The organism is Escherichia sp. TW09308 (assembly GCF_000208565.1).
GTDB lineage: Bacteria > Pseudomonadota > Gammaproteobacteria > Enterobacterales > Enterobacteriaceae > Escherichia > Escherichia marmotae.
Map to the genome: position 1 here is coordinate 4,765,729 of NZ_AEME01000001.1, position 15,162 is coordinate 4,780,890.

17 protein-coding genes and 4 pseudogenes are annotated in these 15,162 nt (G+C 49.6%); 5 read left to right on the forward strand and 16 right to left on the reverse strand.

Annotated elements, in window-relative coordinates; genetic code table 11:
- Positions 1 to 299: 299 nt before the first annotated feature.
- From proV to ESM_RS0123320, 5 genes and pseudogenes are all read left to right on the forward strand, one after another.
- Positions 300 to 1,502, forward strand: a complete 1,203-nt coding sequence (proV, locus tag ESM_RS0123300) for a glycine betaine/L-proline ABC transporter ATP-binding protein ProV (RefSeq protein WP_000985481.1) — start codon at positions 300 to 302, stop codon at positions 1,500 to 1,502.
- Positions 1,495 to 2,559, forward strand: coding sequence for a glycine betaine/L-proline ABC transporter permease ProW (gene proW, locus ESM_RS0123305; protein ID WP_000774962.1), 1,065 nt, complete (start codon positions 1,495 to 1,497; stop codon positions 2,557 to 2,559). Before proV ends, proW begins: the two co-directional genes overlap by 8 nt.
- Positions 2,560 to 2,616: 57 nt before the next feature.
- Positions 2,617 to 3,609, forward strand: coding sequence for a glycine betaine/L-proline ABC transporter substrate-binding protein ProX (proX, locus tag ESM_RS0123310; RefSeq protein WP_001216516.1), 993 nt, complete (start codon positions 2,617 to 2,619; stop codon positions 3,607 to 3,609).
- 43 nt (positions 3,610 to 3,652) lie between these two features.
- A pseudogene (locus ESM_RS1000000128045) lies at positions 3,653 to 4,429 on the forward strand (RHS repeat domain-containing protein); the annotation flags it as partial.
- 385 nt (positions 4,430 to 4,814) lie between these two features.
- Complete coding sequence (locus ESM_RS0123320; protein ID WP_024257721.1) at positions 4,815 to 5,108, forward strand: hypothetical protein; 294 nt, start codon at positions 4,815 to 4,817, stop codon at positions 5,106 to 5,108.
- A gap of 4 nt (positions 5,109 to 5,112) precedes the next feature.
- Here the strand turns inward: ESM_RS0123320 and ESM_RS1000000128930 are convergent.
- From ESM_RS1000000128930 to ESM_RS0123395, 16 genes and pseudogenes are all read right to left on the reverse strand, one after another.
- Positions 5,113 to 6,055: pseudogene (locus ESM_RS1000000128930) on the reverse strand (phage portal protein); the annotation flags it as partial.
- The gene (gene ymfR / locus ESM_RS0123330) at positions 6,055 to 6,237 is read right to left on the reverse strand and encodes a protein YmfR (RefSeq protein ID WP_000605606.1); all 183 of its coding nucleotides are present in this window, start codon (positions 6,235 to 6,237) and stop codon (positions 6,055 to 6,057) included. The gene ymfR and the pseudogene ESM_RS1000000128930, both read right to left, overlap by 1 nt.
- Positions 6,238 to 6,248: 11 nt before the next feature.
- Entirely contained in the window at positions 6,249 to 7,982 is a 1,734-nt protein-coding gene (locus ESM_RS0123335; protein WP_000088159.1) for a terminase large subunit, read from the reverse strand.
- Positions 7,979 to 8,472, reverse strand: a pseudogene (locus ESM_RS01000000125820) (phage terminase small subunit P27 family). Before ESM_RS01000000125820 ends, ESM_RS0123335 begins: the two are co-directional and overlap by 4 nt.
- 126 nt (positions 8,473 to 8,598) lie before the next feature.
- Positions 8,599 to 8,949 carry an HNH endonuclease gene (locus tag ESM_RS0123345; protein ID WP_010381279.1) on the reverse strand — a complete coding sequence of 117 codons (351 nt, stop codon included), beginning with the start codon at positions 8,947 to 8,949 and terminating at the stop codon, positions 8,599 to 8,601.
- 65 nt (positions 8,950 to 9,014) lie between these two features.
- Positions 9,015 to 9,218 carry a hypothetical protein gene (locus ESM_RS0123350; protein ID WP_000699783.1) on the reverse strand — a complete coding sequence of 68 codons (204 nt, stop codon included), beginning with the start codon at positions 9,216 to 9,218 and terminating at the stop codon, positions 9,015 to 9,017.
- Between the two features lie 117 nt (positions 9,219 to 9,335).
- A complete protein-coding gene (locus ESM_RS0123355; protein WP_000084845.1) occupies positions 9,336 to 9,710 on the reverse strand; it encodes a DUF6979 family protein in 375 nt (124 codons plus the stop codon).
- Positions 9,711 to 9,748: 38 nt separating this feature from the next.
- Positions 9,749 to 10,192, reverse strand: coding sequence for a lysis protein (locus ESM_RS0123360; RefSeq protein ID WP_010354678.1), 444 nt, complete (start codon positions 10,190 to 10,192; stop codon positions 9,749 to 9,751).
- A pseudogene (locus ESM_RS1000000128215) lies at positions 10,189 to 10,313 on the reverse strand (lysozyme); the annotation flags it as partial. The gene ESM_RS0123360 and the pseudogene ESM_RS1000000128215, both read right to left, overlap by 4 nt.
- A gap of 222 nt (positions 10,314 to 10,535) precedes the next feature.
- The gene (locus ESM_RS0123370) at positions 10,536 to 10,817 is read right to left on the reverse strand and encodes a hypothetical protein (protein ID WP_000017061.1); all 282 of its coding nucleotides are present in this window, start codon (positions 10,815 to 10,817) and stop codon (positions 10,536 to 10,538) included.
- Positions 10,818 to 10,869: 52 nt separating this feature from the next.
- A complete protein-coding gene (locus ESM_RS0123375; protein WP_000718966.1) occupies positions 10,870 to 11,793 on the reverse strand; it encodes a DNA-methyltransferase in 924 nt (307 codons plus the stop codon).
- A 73-nt stretch (positions 11,794 to 11,866) separates the two neighbouring features.
- On the reverse strand, positions 11,867 to 12,478 hold the full coding sequence (locus tag ESM_RS0123380; protein WP_001075797.1) for a glycoside hydrolase family 19 protein: 612 nt from the start codon (positions 12,476 to 12,478) through the stop codon (positions 11,867 to 11,869).
- Complete coding sequence (locus ESM_RS1000000127505; RefSeq protein ID WP_000422366.1) at positions 12,478 to 12,759, reverse strand: phage holin family protein; 282 nt, start codon at positions 12,757 to 12,759, stop codon at positions 12,478 to 12,480. Before ESM_RS1000000127505 ends, ESM_RS0123380 begins: the two co-directional genes overlap by 1 nt.
- On the reverse strand, positions 12,746 to 13,132 hold the full coding sequence (locus tag ESM_RS0123385) for a phage holin family protein (protein ID WP_001283169.1): 387 nt from the start codon (positions 13,130 to 13,132) through the stop codon (positions 12,746 to 12,748). The genes ESM_RS1000000127505 and ESM_RS0123385 overlap by 14 nt, the downstream gene beginning before the upstream one ends.
- Positions 13,133 to 13,292: 160 nt before the next feature.
- Positions 13,293 to 13,934, reverse strand: coding sequence for a hypothetical protein (locus tag ESM_RS0123390; protein ID WP_000047469.1), 642 nt, complete (start codon positions 13,932 to 13,934; stop codon positions 13,293 to 13,295).
- Positions 13,935 to 14,406: 472 nt separating this feature from the next.
- Positions 14,407 to 15,159 carry an antitermination protein Q gene (locus tag ESM_RS0123395; RefSeq protein ID WP_001047099.1) on the reverse strand — a complete coding sequence of 251 codons (753 nt, stop codon included), beginning with the start codon at positions 15,157 to 15,159 and terminating at the stop codon, positions 14,407 to 14,409.
- Positions 15,160 to 15,162: the final 3 nt, after the last annotated feature.

Sequence of the window (15,162 nt, forward strand, 5' to 3'; positions counted from 1 at the left end):
CGCTTTTTATCACGCAAATATTTTGTGGTGATCTACACTGACTCTCTGTTGCATTATTCGCCTGAAACCACAATATTCAGGCGTTTTTTCGCTATCTATAACAAAAAATATCAACTTTTCTCGATTTGCTCTCAGCCCTTATATCACGGGAAACTCCGGCAATTTGCTCGCATCAATATTCATGCCACATTTGCCCTCAGGGGTTGCCTCAGATTCTCAGTATGTTAGGGTAGAAAAAAGTGACTATTTCCATTGGGTAATATATCGACATAAACAAATAACAGGAATCTTTCTATTGCATGGCAATTAAATTAGAAATTAAAAATCTTTATAAAATATTTGGTGAGCATCCACAGCGAGCTTTCAAATATATCGAACAAGGACTTTCAAAAGAACAAATTCTGGAAAAAACTGGGCTATCGCTTGGCGTAAAAGACGCCAGTCTGGCCATTGAAGAAGGCGAGATATTTGTCATCATGGGATTATCCGGTTCGGGTAAATCCACAATGGTACGCCTTCTCAATCGCCTGATTGAACCCACCCGCGGACAAGTGCTGATTGACGGTGTAGATATTGCCAAAATATCCGACGCCGAACTCCGTGAGGTGCGCAGAAAAAAGATTGCGATGGTCTTTCAGTCCTTTGCCTTAATGCCGCATATGACCGTGCTGGACAATACCGCGTTTGGCATGGAACTAGCCGGAATTAACGCCGAAGAGCGTCGGGAAAAAGCCATTGATGCACTACGTCAGGTAGGTCTGGAAAATTATGCCCACAGCTACCCGGACGAACTCTCTGGTGGGATGCGTCAACGTGTTGGATTAGCCCGTGCATTAGCCATTAATCCGGATATTTTATTAATGGATGAAGCCTTCTCGGCGCTCGATCCATTAATTCGCACCGAGATGCAGGATGAACTGGTAAAATTACAGGCGAAACATCAGCGCACCATTGTCTTTATTTCTCACGATCTCGATGAAGCTATGCGTATTGGCGACCGAATTGCCATTATGCAAAATGGCGAAGTGGTACAGGTCGGCACACCGGATGAAATTCTCAATAATCCGGCGAATGATTATGTCCGCACCTTCTTCCGCGGCGTTGATATTAGTCAGGTATTCAGCGCGAAAGATATTGCCCGCCGTAGCCCGAATGGTTTAATTCGTAAAACCCCCGGCTTCGGTCCGCGTTCGGCACTGAAATTATTACAGGATGAAGATCGCGAATATGGCTACGTCATCGAACGCGGTAATAAATTTGTCGGCGCAGTCTCTATCGATTCGTTAAAAGCAGCATTAACGCAGCAGCAAGGTCTTGATGCGGCGCTGATTGATGCGCCGTTAGCGGTCGATGCGCAAACGCCTCTTAGCGAGTTGCTCTCTCATGTCGGACAGGCACCCTGTGCGGTGCCCGTGGTCGACGAGGACCAACAGTATGTCGGCATCATTTCGAAAGGAATGCTGCTGCGCGCTTTAGATCGTGAGGGGGTAAATAATGGCTGATCAAAATAATCCGTGGGATACCACGCCAGCGGCAGACAGCGCCGCACAATCCGCAGATGCCTGGGGTACACCGGCTGCGGCACCGACTGACGGCGGCGGCGCTGACTGGCTGACCAGTACGCCTGCACCAAATGTCGAGCATTTTAATATTCTCGATCCGTTTCATAAGACGCTGATCCCACTCGACAGTTGGGTAACTGAAGGGATCGACTGGGTCGTTACCCATTTCCGCCCCCTCTTCCAGGGTGTGCGCGTTCCGGTGGATTATATCCTCAACGGTTTCCAGCAACTGCTGCTGGGGATGCCCGCGCCTGTGGCAATTATCGTTTTCGCCCTGATAGCCTGGCAGATTTCCGGTGTCGGAATGGGCGTGGCGACGCTGGTTTCACTGATTGCTATCGGCGCGATCGGCGCATGGTCGCAGGCAATGGTGACTTTGGCGCTGGTGTTAACCGCCCTGCTATTCTGTATTGTCATCGGTTTGCCGCTGGGGATCTGGCTGGCAAGAAGCCCACGGGCAGCAAAAATCATCCGTCCACTGCTTGATGCCATGCAGACGACGCCAGCGTTTGTCTATCTGGTGCCAATCGTCATGCTGTTTGGTATCGGCAACGTGCCGGGCGTGGTGGTGACCATCATCTTTGCTCTGCCGCCTATTATCCGTCTGACCATTTTGGGGATTAACCAGGTTCCGGCGGATCTGATTGAAGCCTCGCGCTCATTCGGTGCCAGCCCGCGCCAGATGCTGTTCAAAGTTCAGTTACCGCTGGCGATGCCGACCATTATGGCGGGCGTCAACCAGACGCTGATGCTGGCCCTTTCTATGGTGGTCATCGCCTCGATGATTGCCGTCGGCGGGCTGGGTCAAATGGTACTGCGCGGTATCGGGCGTCTGGATATGGGGCTTGCCACCGTTGGCGGCGTCGGGATTGTCATCCTCGCCATTATCCTCGATCGCCTGACACAGGCCGTGGGGCGCGACTCACGTAGTCGCGGCAACCGTCGCTGGTACACCACTGGCCCTGTCGGTCTGCTGACCCGTCCGTTCATTAAATAACTCTGCACCTGCCCGGTGACGCCGGGCATTGCCACCCTGCCAAAAAAAGGAATAACAATGCGACATAGCGTACTTTTTGCGACAGCGTTTGCCACGCTTATCTCTACACAAACTTTTGCTGCCGATCTGCCGGGCAAAGGTATTACCGTTAATCCGGTTCAGAGCACCATTACCGAAGAAACCTTCCAGACGTTGCTGGTCAGCCGTGCGCTGGAAAAATTAGGTTATACCGTCAACAAACCCAGCGAAGTGGATTACAACGTTGGTTATACGTCACTGGCTTCCGGCGATGCGACCTTTACCGCTGTGAACTGGACGCCGCTGCATGACAACATGTATGAGGCTGCCGGTGGCGATAAGAAGTTTTATCGCGAAGGGACATTTGTTAACGGCGCTGCGCAGGGATACCTGATCGATAAGAAAACGGCCGACCAGTACAAAATTACCAACATCGCGCAGCTAAAAGATCCGAAGATTGCCAAACTGTTTGATACCAACGGCGATGGCAAAGCGGATTTAACTGGCTGTAACCCCGGCTGGGGCTGCGAAGGCGCTATCAACTACCAGCTTGCCGCTTATGATCTGACGAATACCGTAACCCATAATCAGGGGAACTACGCGGCGATGATGGCCGACACCATCAGCCGTTACAAAGAGGGCAAGCCGGTGTTTTACTACACCTGGACACCGTACTGGGTGAGTAACGAACTGAAGCCGGGGAAAGATGTAGTCTGGTTGCAGGTGCCGTTCTCCGCACTGCCGGGTGATAAAAACGCCGATACCAAACTGCCGAATGGCGCAAATTACGGCTTCCCTGTTAGCACCATGCATATCGTTGCCAACAAAGCCTGGGCCGAGAAAAACCCGGCGGCAGCGAAACTGTTCGCCATTATGCAGTTGCCGGTTGCGGACATTAACGCCCAGAACGCCATTATGCATGACGGCAAAGCCTCAGAAGGCGATATTCAGGGCCACGTTGATGGCTGGATCAAAGCCCACCAGCAGCAGTTTGATGGCTGGGTGAATGAGGCGCTGGCAGCGCAGAAGTAGTTTTTATTCGGGCGGATAGGGTGTTTACGCCGTATCCGCCATTCTGTGCAGCTGGCAGTACGACGCGGCGGGAAACCTGCTGGGGAGGCGTGCGGGGGAAAGGGCCACGGCAGAAAACAGCGTGGTGCCGTTCAACCGGCTGCTGTCTTACCGTGGTGTGCACTATCGTTATGACGAACACGGCCGGGTGGTGGAAAAGCAGGGCCGGAGCGGAACGCAGAGTTACCGTTATGATGCGGAACACCGGATGGTGGAGGTGACGACAGCGCGGGAGACATACCGGTATGTGTACGATGCGCTGGGTAGGCGGACGGAAAAACAGCACATCAGCCTGACGGTAAACCGTACAACCGGACAAAATTTTTATGGGACGGGATGCGGCTGGCGCAGGAGAGCAGGCCGGAGGGGATAAGCCGCCTGTATATCTACAGCGACCAGGGGAGTTATGAACCGCTGGCGCGGGTGGACAAGGCGGGCAAAGAGGGACCGAACCGGATACTGTATTTTCACACAGATGTGAACGGCGCGCCGGAAGAGATGACGGACAGTGACGGGAAAATCGTGTGGGAGACGGGGTATCAGGTCTGGGGTAACACGATACAGGAGAAGGACCACGGCAGGGTGGAACAGAACCTGCGTTACCAGGGGCAGTACCTCGACAGGGAAACGGGGCTGCACTACAATCTGCACCGTTACTATGATCCGGATGTCGGGCGGTTCATAGTAACGGATCCGATAAGGCGGGTTAAACTTATATCAGTATGCGCCTAATCCTTTAAGTTATATTGATCCCCTCGGATTAAAACCATGCGCGCCTACTGGTGAATTTGACCGTATAACTACCGGGAAAGTCTATAGAGTCATTAGACCCGATGAAGATCCTTTATCCGGGTTATTTTCCCTTAACCCAAATAATATAAAAACTGTTGCAGGGCATGTAACATCAGGCAGTCGCTCTCCATCTCAGTTTATATCAGCAACAAAAGATTTAAGCATTGCTGAAAAATGGGCTGCGAAATCAGGGAATCGTATTGTTGAAATAGACTTGAGTAAAGTTTCTGGCGGCGCAATTGACATATCATCCCCTAAAGGACTCGATCTTTTAGGTAATCAATTTGCAAGGCGACTGGCTAAAGGTTCTTCAGAAGTGTTGTTTGACGGTCCCATTCCAGCGGGTGCGATTAATCCTCTTTAATAGGTACATTATGAACGATAATAATTTTGATTTTAATAAAACTATTATTGATGTAGTGGAAATGATTAGATTAGCGGATGATTTAGATACAAACCTAATTGATAGGCTATATATATCACTTGATAAAGTAATGACTGATTATCAAAGTGCTTCGCTTATTCCAAAATTACTTGCTTATGATCTTCTTGTTCTTCATGATAATTTGGAAGGTTCTTTAAAATTTTACTCTGGTAAAGATAACGAATATATATCAGGAGTTAATTCAAAGGTTAGTGAATATATCGAAAAAATACTTTTAAGCTAAAATTGCGGGTCAGATACGGCACCAGTGAATAGTTGATAAATCCCAGCCCCAGCTCTTCGATATTGTTGAAGGTGGCGCGATCGGTGTTCTGCACCATGTGCAACGGCACCCGGAACAGACGACAGATTTCTTCAAGCTGAAACTTGCGGGTTTCCAGGAACTGGCTGTCCTCGGCGTTCAGCGCCATCGACTTCCAGTCCAGCCCCATCTCAAGGATCATCGGGCGGTGAGCATTGCCAAGCCCGGTGTGACGCTCCTCAAAATCTTTCTTCAGGCGCTCATAAGCCTGATCTGACAGCGTCTGCTCTGTACGCAACACACCCGACGTCACCGCGCCATTGCTGAACAGTCTGGCCCCGTGCTCTTCGGTCGCGCCGCCAGCGATATTGCCTCGCGGGCATAGGCGATGGGATTCAGCCCCACCAGCCGTCCAGCGTCAGCGTGCGCACATGCCAGATATCTTCCTGGCTCAGTACATCCGTGGAGCCGTCCGGGAATGTGACCTGATAGACCGGCTCCCAGCGACTGTTAAGCTTCGGTACCACACAACCGGGATCGACGGGCAGCAGTTCAGCCACTTCGCCAAATGCTTTCACTTTATAGGCGTAAAAGTTGCCCCGCAGGCACAGACAGGTGACCACCAGCTCCCAGAACTCCTGCGGCGTCATATAGCCATTGGGATGCGTGGAGATCAGCTTATGCAGACGTTCGCCAGTGGCTCTCTGCTTCAGGCTGCCGTTCAGGTGATACAGGTTGCAGGGCAACATCCCGACCGACTCCGCCAGCACCCTGACACAGGAAAAAACCGCCGTCAGTCGCATGGCCCGCTGGCTGCTGATCTGCTTTCCGGTATAGGTGTGGTAGGACAACCCGATAGCATCCGCCAGCTCTGCTGGCGTGGTCACCGGTGCGTCACTTTTTCGTTGAAATAATCCCGAAAAGAACACTATTTACCTCCGCCGACAGACGACTGTGTACGGTCGAGATATCGCGCCACCAGCCACGACCAGAACAGGCACAACGCCCCGGCAACAACAAACCCAGCCGGGGGATAAATCAGCCAGGCACCATACGCCAGCAAAAGCGCCCCCAGCACGCCCACCAGAGGCGCGAGAATCAGCATGATCATAATTACCTCAGTTAAAGCGAGCGGATCCCATAGGACTCAATGTGGTCAGACAGCGTGTCTTCTTTCTCGTACAGCATGGCTCTGCCAACCGCCATAATCAGCGCAACTGCACCATCGATTTTGTTTTCCGCCTGCTCTTTGACGGGCTTCACCACATCATCGTTACCCGGAATGGTTTTGCCGACCACGTTGCCGATACACCAGGTCATGATGGGATTGCCATCATGATGAAAGCGCCCCGATTCAATTGCCGCTTCCAGCTCTTTCATCGGGTCGGACATGTTGGTGTAGTTCTGAATGATAGTGATGGGGTTCAGGTCTTCATCAGCAAGGTCATGTGACAACCCGGTCGCCCCGAAGGGGTCGATGGGTGACTCACTGACCGGGCTGATTTTGTTCGCCGCTTTGGCCTCCTCGAGGATGTAGCGATAATCCACCTCCGCACCATCGGTAACGGTCAGAACGCCCATTTCCACCCATTTCTGAAAGCGTTCGGCTGTCCGTCGATCTTCATTTTTCTCGACGCTGTACACCGTGTCATACGGTACCCAGAAACGCGGGGCCACACTGTAGTAATGCGTTTTACCGTCAATCTCGCGGGTATAAAGTCGCGCCATACTGTTCATATCCAGCTTACGCGCCAGGTCAAAGGCCAGAATGCACGGCTGCCCCTCGAACTGCTCAAGGGTCAGTGATTTATCCTCGCAGCTCTGCCAGCTCACCAGATTGAAATACGCCGAACGCGCCGACACCCAGATATTGAGGTGTTTTGTTTTAAAGACGTTTGCCAGACGGGCGTTATTTTTCGCACGCTGCTGCTGACTTAACAAAAATTCGCGATAAACCGACACGCCAATATTTGGATTGGCTTTTTCCAGCACCTGCGGGTCGGTCCAGTCATCGCCTTCGTCAACGGTATAGATGATCCCGAACAGTTCATCGTTGGGCACCGAGCCGTTGAGCATCTCGATGACTTCCCGCCGCTTGTCGTAGCACGGCCCCTCAATGTTGTACCCGGCAGTAGTAATGGCCCACATCAGTGGCTGACGTCGCGCCCCCATCCCGGTAAGCATCGTGGTGTAAAGCGCATCGGTGGCGTGCTCGTGATATTCATCCACCACGGCACAGTGGGGTGATGAACCATCACCGGGGTTACCGATCAGCGGTTCAAAACGCGCACCATCCTCCGGACGGTTCATGTTTGAGGCGTTAACCTCAATCCCGAACGCTTCCGTCAGCATGGGTGTGCGTTTACACATCAGTCGTGCCGGACGAAAGACTTCCCATGCCTGTTTCTCCGTCGTGGCACCGGAATACACTTCCGCGCCGAACTCGTTATCACAGGCAAAACAATACAGGGCAACACCGGCAGAGATTGCCGATTTGCCGTTCTTACGGGGAATTTCGGTATACACCTCCCGGAAGCGGCGCAACCGGGTGCCTTTATTGACCCAGCCAAACGCACAGCAGATCACAAATAGCTGCCACGGCTCCAGCGTGATGGGCATCCGTTTAAATGCCCACTCACCCTTGGTGTGCGGCAACAGCTGAATAAATTTGGCGGCCCGTTCAGCCAGGTCCTTGTCGAAGCGGTAACGAAACGACTTACTTTTTTCCGCCATCAGGTCATCAAGATGGCGCTGGCAGGCCTGAATCACAAACTGGCAGGCAACAATCTTTCCGCGCACGACATCCCGGGCATACTGATTTGCAGCATTTACGTTGGGGTAAGATTTCCGGCTCATGATTCGATAATTTTCAGAAACGGGTTAGTGGCTTTCTTCTTCCCCGCCAGGCCAATCAGACGCTGGCGGCTGCTGGGGTCGAGTCCGAGCATTGCCCCCGTCTGCTCATCTCGGACTCCTGTTCTTTTTTGGCGGTCAGCTCCGGATTTTTGACCCTGCCGCCCATTGCACCGGTGATGGTGTTGCCCTGTATGGCAATATTTTTCACGGCACGTCGCCAGAACTCATAGGCCACGCACCACCGCTCAAGTACCGCGAGGTCAGTCACGCACAGCAGGCCCTGACCGCAGAGTTCTTTGGTTGTCAGTTGCCACATGATCGTGGCGAGAGGGAGATCTTCTTCAGCGAACCACTCCGGTGGCTCAACACCTTTGATGGGCGTAAAAACAGGTTCATCTTTATTCAGGGCTCGCTTGCCGGGGTTTCCGGCCAGCGCCTTGCGCGCCGTTGGCTTGGGGCGACGCCCGGAACGCCCCGCCGTTCCAGCCATATGCGGCACTCCTGGTTAAATTTCATTTTTCGCGGGTATAAAAAAACGATGGGGCGGGCAGTCCGGAAGACGTCAGGTCACAGGGATTTGACCCGCCCCTCCCCCGCAGATAGTTGAGAGTTATTATCACTTCAGTCGTTCACGGGCCGTCTTCGTCTTATGACACGGCCAGCACAGGCTCTGCAGATTGCAGTCTGCATCAGTGCCGCCATGCGCTTTAGGGATGATGTGGTCAACGGTTTTCGCCTCACGCACCACACCGACACGCAGGCACAACTGACACAGGCCTTTGTCACGCTTCAGCACGCGCGCGCGGATAACATCCCACTTCGAACCGTAGCCGCGCTGGTGACGGGATTGTCCTGGCTTGTATTGTTTCCAGCCTTCGCTTTTGTGGCTTTCGCAGTAGCCTGACGGGTCAGTGGTGGTTTGGCGGCAGCCGCGAACGCGGCAGGCTTTTGGGGTTCGTGGTGGCATGCTGGCTCCAATAAAAAACCCCGCGACGCGAGGCTTAGACAGAAAAAACACCGGATAAGATCTGGTCATTCTTCCTTTTTAATAATGACTTCTCGAGGGCGCAATTGTTGGATAGCACGACAAATACAATATGGAATAACTGCCCATGCTACTCCCATTGCTGCACCTGCAGCCTGTTGTGGAGCACTCTGAGCACCGAAAACCCCGAGGATTCCTTCAATAAATCCAATAGCACTACACAAAAGACTGATGACCCAGAGAATTTTCATAAACCCAAACTCCTTTTAAATAAACACTTTACTAGGATAATTCTCATAAAATGTTAGTAAAGTATTTTCAGGAAAATAGCGTATCACTGCCTATTTTTGACACTGATGCCGGGATAATTATTCCGGTCGCTGGAGTTGCTCATGATGATACAGAGCGAGAATCAGGTCATAAGACCCTTGCCTGTCTTTGTAACCAGTTTTATCAACCAATTCAGCTTTACTGATTCCGGGTAAATCAAGAATCAGATTCGCAACTTCAATTGCCCTTTGGTACAACTTACCGCCCTTTTTCTCCCCATGCAGTGGTTTTACATTCTTGAGGTAACCGCTATCCGCTAGGGCGAGAAATGTTGCCCTTGGGCATATCTTCTTTCTTGACGATTCGCTTTCTGTAACCTCTGCGACAGCTGTATCCCATGCATCACGAGGAGGCATTGAGCTATCAGCAACCAAATGATAAGCGATTAAAGCGGCGCGCGCGTATTGAGACATAATGCATCCATATACAAAAATCTCATGATAAGACTTTTCTAATATGAACACTGTGATCTCACATACTCTTGCAGGCCATTCAATTGGTTAGTTATGGTTTCGATGCGCTCTCTGAGAACGAAATAATCCCGTTGAGCGGTGTCAGTAAGTCTGGGGCTGGAAGCATCATCCACGCCGGAGGCGGCGGTGGTTTTATGCATGTCCGGACAGACTGCTTTGACGTGCAGCCACTTACGACCAGCAGAAACATCAGCACGAAGACTTTCGATAGTCGCGTTAGCATCAGCAAGCTCCTTTGTATATCTGGCATCGAGTTCAGCTACATTACTTTGACGTTTCTGCATGTCAGCGATAATGGATGCGGCCTTATCGCGCTGCTTTTTGTAGGTGATGGCGTTATCACGGTAATGATTAACCGCCCATGACAGGCAGACGATGATGCAGATAACCAGAACGGAGATAATCGCGGTGACTCTGCTCATACCTCAATCTCTCTGACCGTTCCGCCAGCTTCTTTGAATTTTGCAATCAGGCTGTCAACTTTATGCTCAAACTGACCATAACCAGCCCCGGCAGTGAAGCCCAGATATTGCTGCAACGATCGCCACTGCGTTCTCTTCGGTGCGCTGCTGTTTGGCTTTCTCTGCTACTTTTCCACAACCACGAACATTGCCAGTAAAAAACGCTGAGTGCGGCTGCAACCAGCACAACAATACCGCTAGCAATAATTTCTATGATTCCCATTATCTTTACCATCTCAGCAGTTTAGTTTTTGCAAGCATAAAAAAACCGCCCGAAGGCGGTTTTATAATAAATATACTAACCTCAGTCTTCCGTTCCATCTGGGTTGACAGGTTTGGTGATTGCTTTCAGTCGAACAACTGGATCACCATCACCGTTGCTTACAACTGTTCTAATGGTCTTGTCATCCCGAGGGGTAAATGTTACTTCTACATCAAATCCCATAGCTGCATGTTCATCACACAAATAAGCGTTAGTATTGTGGGCCCAAATTGCAGATAAATTATCCAGTTCACGTCTCAGACGCACACCGATAATTTTATCTGCATGTCTACCACATCCTTCAATGATGCATGTTCCTGACATTGTATTTTCCTTCTTTGGTTAACCAAGGAGAAAACTACCATAAACCAGAAACCTATTCAGCTTTTTTGCTGTAACTTACTACGCTAGTTAACCTTTTTCTTTCCAGCCCAAGTCGTTCTTTAGCTACTTGGCAGTGTTCATCAAGCAATTCAAAACCTACTGACTTTCTGGACAGGCGAGATGCCGCCACAAGTGTAGTGCCTGAGCCTGCAAACGGATCCAAAACAACATCGCCTTCTGTTGTAAACAAACGAATAAACCATTCAGGAAGAACTTCGGGGAATGCTGCACTGTGGCCTTTGTTACCACATTCAGTTGCCATGTGCAGCACATTCGTCGGGTATGCCATTTCTCTTCCCTGCCAGTTTGAAATGTTCTTTCCGAACCCACTACCAACTCGCGACTCATCCCTCATCATGTCCCGCGAGCTTAATTTTTTTAGCCTCTCATTCTTCCAGTCCCCCACAGGAACCATAACCGCTTCTTGGTACATTGCAAACTTTCTGTTTTTTGTAAAGTGCAGACAGCGTTCCCAAGAATCTCTGAATCTATTAGGCCATTTACCAGGGAATGAATTCTTCTTATGCCAGATATATTCTTCTGTCCACAGCCAACCCAGCTCTCGCATTTTAAGAATAAGCTCTAAAACATATGTATGTCTTTCGCCATTCACTACCTTCTCTTTAATGTTAAGCACAAAGGAGCCTGAAGGCTTAAGAACCCGTAGCAGTTGCTCCGCTATAGGTGAAAACCAGTCAACATACTTGTCAGGGGCAATGCCACCATAAGTCCTCTTTCGTTGATCTGCATACGGTGGTGAAGTAACGATGAGATCTACAGAAGAATCGTCCATCATGGTTAGCAACTCAAGACAGTCTCCTTGATAGAGATTTATCTCATCAGTTTTTATATTAATTGTCGCTTTTTTAAGCATTCCATACATCTCCAGCGAAAGTAACTGAAGAATAGCAGCCATTCTTCCTGCGGTCCATCTCTTTCTACCCAGTTTTTTAAATTACATGGGTGCTTGGATAACTTGCCGCCGTCCCTCACACCAGCACCGATTTCGCCAGGTTAAACAGCGCGCGGCGTTTATCCAGACCGTTACTACCGCCATTAATAAGCAGCGTGACGCGTCCCAGGTCGCCAGAATGAAGCAGGCAACCGCGGGAAGCATAGAACCACGCAGCTGAGCGCGCGGCGTATTCATCCTGTTCCAGCAATTCAGGCTGGGTAACAAGGTCGAGTTTTAGTGCGTAGCCACAGATGCAATAATTACGGAGACCAGTGATTTGAATTAATCCTCTACCACGATATTTCCAGCCATCACCGGGTGCTTTGTTACCCAGTCGGTTGCTATACACCAGATTGGCAATAGCATCCTGACGAGCTGCATGTCCGGATGTTCTACCAAGGGCATCAGCCTGCTGCTGTGTGATCCTCTTTCCGAACGTCGCCACCAGCGCAGATGGTGTGTAGTTAAAATTTTCAACTACGGCGCTAAACCCCATCGACTCATGGCCTACCTGAGCGATAAACATTGCCTGATCCGCTGGTGCTGTAATGCCGAATTCCTTCATCGCCGCATCAATGTGCGGAAACCAGCGCGCAGCCAGCCCGGCGCTAATACCAGCCGCCTTTTGAAATAATTGTTGGTTCATTAGTGCCTCAGATGATCAACCAGACGTGCAACGTTGCCTCTGACGGCCACCAGCACGGAAAGGAAAATAGTGTTCGCCACGATAATGGGCCATGAGGAATGAGGATAAATCCCACAGAGATAGGCCAACGGAACAGCACTGTATGTAACAGTAATCAGCCAGGCTAAACGTGAAACCCAAGGACGATGCCGCGAATCACCACGACGATAAAACATCAGAGTAATAACAACACAAGCACATAACAGCGCATTTATAGTTGCTGTCGGGTCATTTAGCTCCACCTGAACCTCCCCGGCGCGTTATGAGCGCCACCAGCGAGCCGATATCCTGATTATTCAGGAACGTCAGGATTTTAACGGCTAAAGCAGAGACGATTACGGCACCAATAGCATCCAGAGGTTTATCACTGTATCCGGTCAAGTTCGCCAGCTTGGAGCCAACCAACCCAGAGCAAAGAATCCCGGCAATATATGACACGATAAAATATGCCAGTCGACGCGATGCACTCAGATCTGCTGCTGTTGCTATGTAGAATACAGCCCCTGCAAATGCACCAAATACAACGCCGTAATCAGTTCCGGTCAGCAGTCCATAAACACTGGCACCCGTCAGGGCACCACCAGCCAGCCCAGTACCGGAAATTGGATCGGACATTTAGCCCCCTCTTAATTGCTGTGAGTCCTCTCAGGTATGAGGGGAAATAGGCTCAGGCTTCACGGGCTGGATATATCAACAAAGCACGTAACGGATGATTCCCGTGATCCTGAAATAAAAAAGCCCCGCTATTACGGGGCAGTTAATAGAATTATAAAGTTTAAAAGTTTAAAGAAACCATAAAGCTACCAGGCTCTGCACCAGCTTCTTTATTTATTTCTTTACGGATTACCTCATTAACCTGAAAAGCCTCATTGTAAACTTTTTCTAAGTTAATTGACGCCTTCATATTATAGTATGTTTTTTCCTCACAAACATATAACCTTATCGGATATGGCCTAGGGTTGATTGCCTTCCAGTGGGAGATCACAAAATTATAAACTGCAATACCATGACCTTTCATCTTCCCTGCTGTAACATCAATGTTTAGCTGATCTAAATACTCATCGAAGTGTTGCAAGGTGTTTCTCACCCTCACGGAATTAATTTCCTTAATTTCAATATCTTTTATTTTTTGTTGAAGGTAATTACTTCGCTCAATATGCAATCTGAATTGTTCAGGGGATTCTTCCCTAGTCTTATTTTTAGGAACTGCGATTAGTTTCTTGACGTTAGCCGCATCTGAAAGAATGCTATTTATTAATATATGAATATTGTAATCAATTTTAAAGTAGTAACCAGCATCAGGAAGTGGTGTCTCATGAAAGAGCTCTTCACAGCGTGTTTTTATCGAATGAGTTAACAACCATAATTCGTGCAAATAAATAAAATTAAGTTTCATTTGCTCAAAGGTTTTTGACATAGCGAACTCTCCTTTTCAATAGTCCGCTTTTATAGCATTTACATAAGGGGCCTGTGAATTACTATTCTGTTGCTTACCACACTCTCGCAGTGGCCGCGCTCATGCCTTTGAGACCGTAGTCAGGGGTATCTCATGAATCCCTCACCTCTAACCGGAGAACGATTGGCGATCGTTCTGGAGTACCGGCACACCTCTTCTTTATTAACCCTAACCAGTGTGTGTTGCAGTTCGTACCTGCATCTGGCTCTCATGGAGACTCGGGACCGCATCACGACTGCGGATTTGCCTATCGGCTGCGGTCTATCCGTTTACTGGTGCATTTTCTTACCCTCCAGAAAAGCAAAAACCCCGCCGAAGCGAGGTTTGTTATGATTTCGTTAACGGCAGACATACAAAGCCCATCGTTAGGAAAATCCTAACCAGATTTTTTGAAAAATGCAAGAATCATGTCGCTATCTTCGGCGAAAATCATTTATCTCGTCACTTTTCTTAATTGCGCCTCAGCATATGCTTCTTCCTGCCAGCACTTTGTCACCAGTTTATCAATGACATCTGCATATCCTTTGTACCACTGATAATCCGTCAGGTCTGGTACCAGCTTCTGGACATGATGCCGCGCCAGTGTGGTTGGTAAACGGCTAAACCGGTTTCCATTGCAACGCCCACAAATCTTATAAACAGGCATGCCATGAAGCCGGGTTCTTTTTTCATCCAGGACAATACCTTTACCCTTACACCCTCTGCACGCTGTGCTGACTTCTCCCTTACCATGACAATGCTGACATAGTTCCTTCACCCACTCTTCCTTGATAACAGATTCCCCGTTTCTGGAGTGTTTCACCACTTCGCGCAATACATTATGAAATCCCGTACCTGCACAATGCTCACAGCGAGCCTTACTTGCCGCAGATCTGGAATAATCAGCAAAGGCAAAATTCACAAGGTAAGGAATGATCTGTAGCCGGGTTTCTTCACTCAATTTATTCAATGTCGGGTTATCCAGTGCCATCGCGTAATTGAGCAGACCTTCAATCGCAAACTGAGGATCCTGAACACCAACTTTTGCCAGGAATAAGGCAAACCCAAGCGGTGCTTTCGACTGCACCATCCCCTGCGCAGCCATCACATCCGTAATCGTTAAACCACCTGAGCCTGTCGCCGGTGCGTCATCGCTCAATTTTGGAGATTTTGGGGAGTAATATTTTGGTAAGGCTTCAAGGTTCATGCT

Bases quoted from the DNA above. Each gene is read 5' to 3' on its own strand.
- ESM_RS0123350 (WP_000699783.1), bottom strand. From the start codon at position 9,218: ATGAAAATTCTCTGGGTCATCAGTCTTTTGTGTAGTGCTATTGGATTT.
- ESM_RS0123355 (WP_000084845.1), bottom strand. From the start codon at position 9,710: ATGTCTCAATACGCGCGCGCCGCTTTAATCGCTTATCATTTGGTTGCT.
- proX (WP_001216516.1), top strand. From the start codon at position 2,617: ATGCGACATAGCGTACTTTTTGCGACAGCGTTTGCCACGCTTATCTCT.
- ESM_RS0123390 (WP_000047469.1), bottom strand. From the start codon at position 13,934: ATGTCAAAAACCTTTGAGCAAATGAAACTTAATTTTATTTATTTGCAC.
- ESM_RS0123335 (WP_000088159.1), bottom strand. From the start codon at position 7,982: ATGAGCCGGAAATCTTACCCCAACGTAAATGCTGCAAATCAGTATGCC.
- proW (WP_000774962.1), top strand. From the start codon at position 1,495: ATGGCTGATCAAAATAATCCGTGGGATACCACGCCAGCGGCAGACAGC.
- ymfR (WP_000605606.1), bottom strand. From the start codon at position 6,237: ATGATCATGCTGATTCTCGCGCCTCTGGTGGGCGTGCTGGGGGCGCTT.
- ESM_RS0123370 (WP_000017061.1), bottom strand. From the start codon at position 10,817: ATGTCAGGAACATGCATCATTGAAGGATGTGGTAGACATGCAGATAAA.
- ESM_RS0123380 (WP_001075797.1), bottom strand. From the start codon at position 12,478: ATGAACCAACAATTATTTCAAAAGGCGGCTGGTATTAGCGCCGGGCTG.
- ESM_RS0123320 (WP_024257721.1), top strand. From the start codon at position 4,815: ATGAACGATAATAATTTTGATTTTAATAAAACTATTATTGATGTAGTG.
- proV (WP_000985481.1), top strand. From the start codon at position 300: ATGGCAATTAAATTAGAAATTAAAAATCTTTATAAAATATTTGGTGAG.
- ESM_RS0123345 (WP_010381279.1), bottom strand. From the start codon at position 8,949: ATGCCACCACGAACCCCAAAAGCCTGCCGCGTTCGCGGCTGCCGCCAA.
- ESM_RS0123375 (WP_000718966.1), bottom strand. From the start codon at position 11,793: ATGGCTGCTATTCTTCAGTTACTTTCGCTGGAGATGTATGGAATGCTT.
- ESM_RS0123395 (WP_001047099.1), bottom strand. From the start codon at position 15,159: ATGAACCTTGAAGCCTTACCAAAATATTACTCCCCAAAATCTCCAAAA.
- ESM_RS0123385 (WP_001283169.1), bottom strand. From the start codon at position 13,132: ATGTCCGATCCAATTTCCGGTACTGGGCTGGCTGGTGGTGCCCTGACG.
- ESM_RS0123360 (WP_010354678.1), bottom strand. From the start codon at position 10,192: ATGAGCAGAGTCACCGCGATTATCTCCGTTCTGGTTATCTGCATCATC.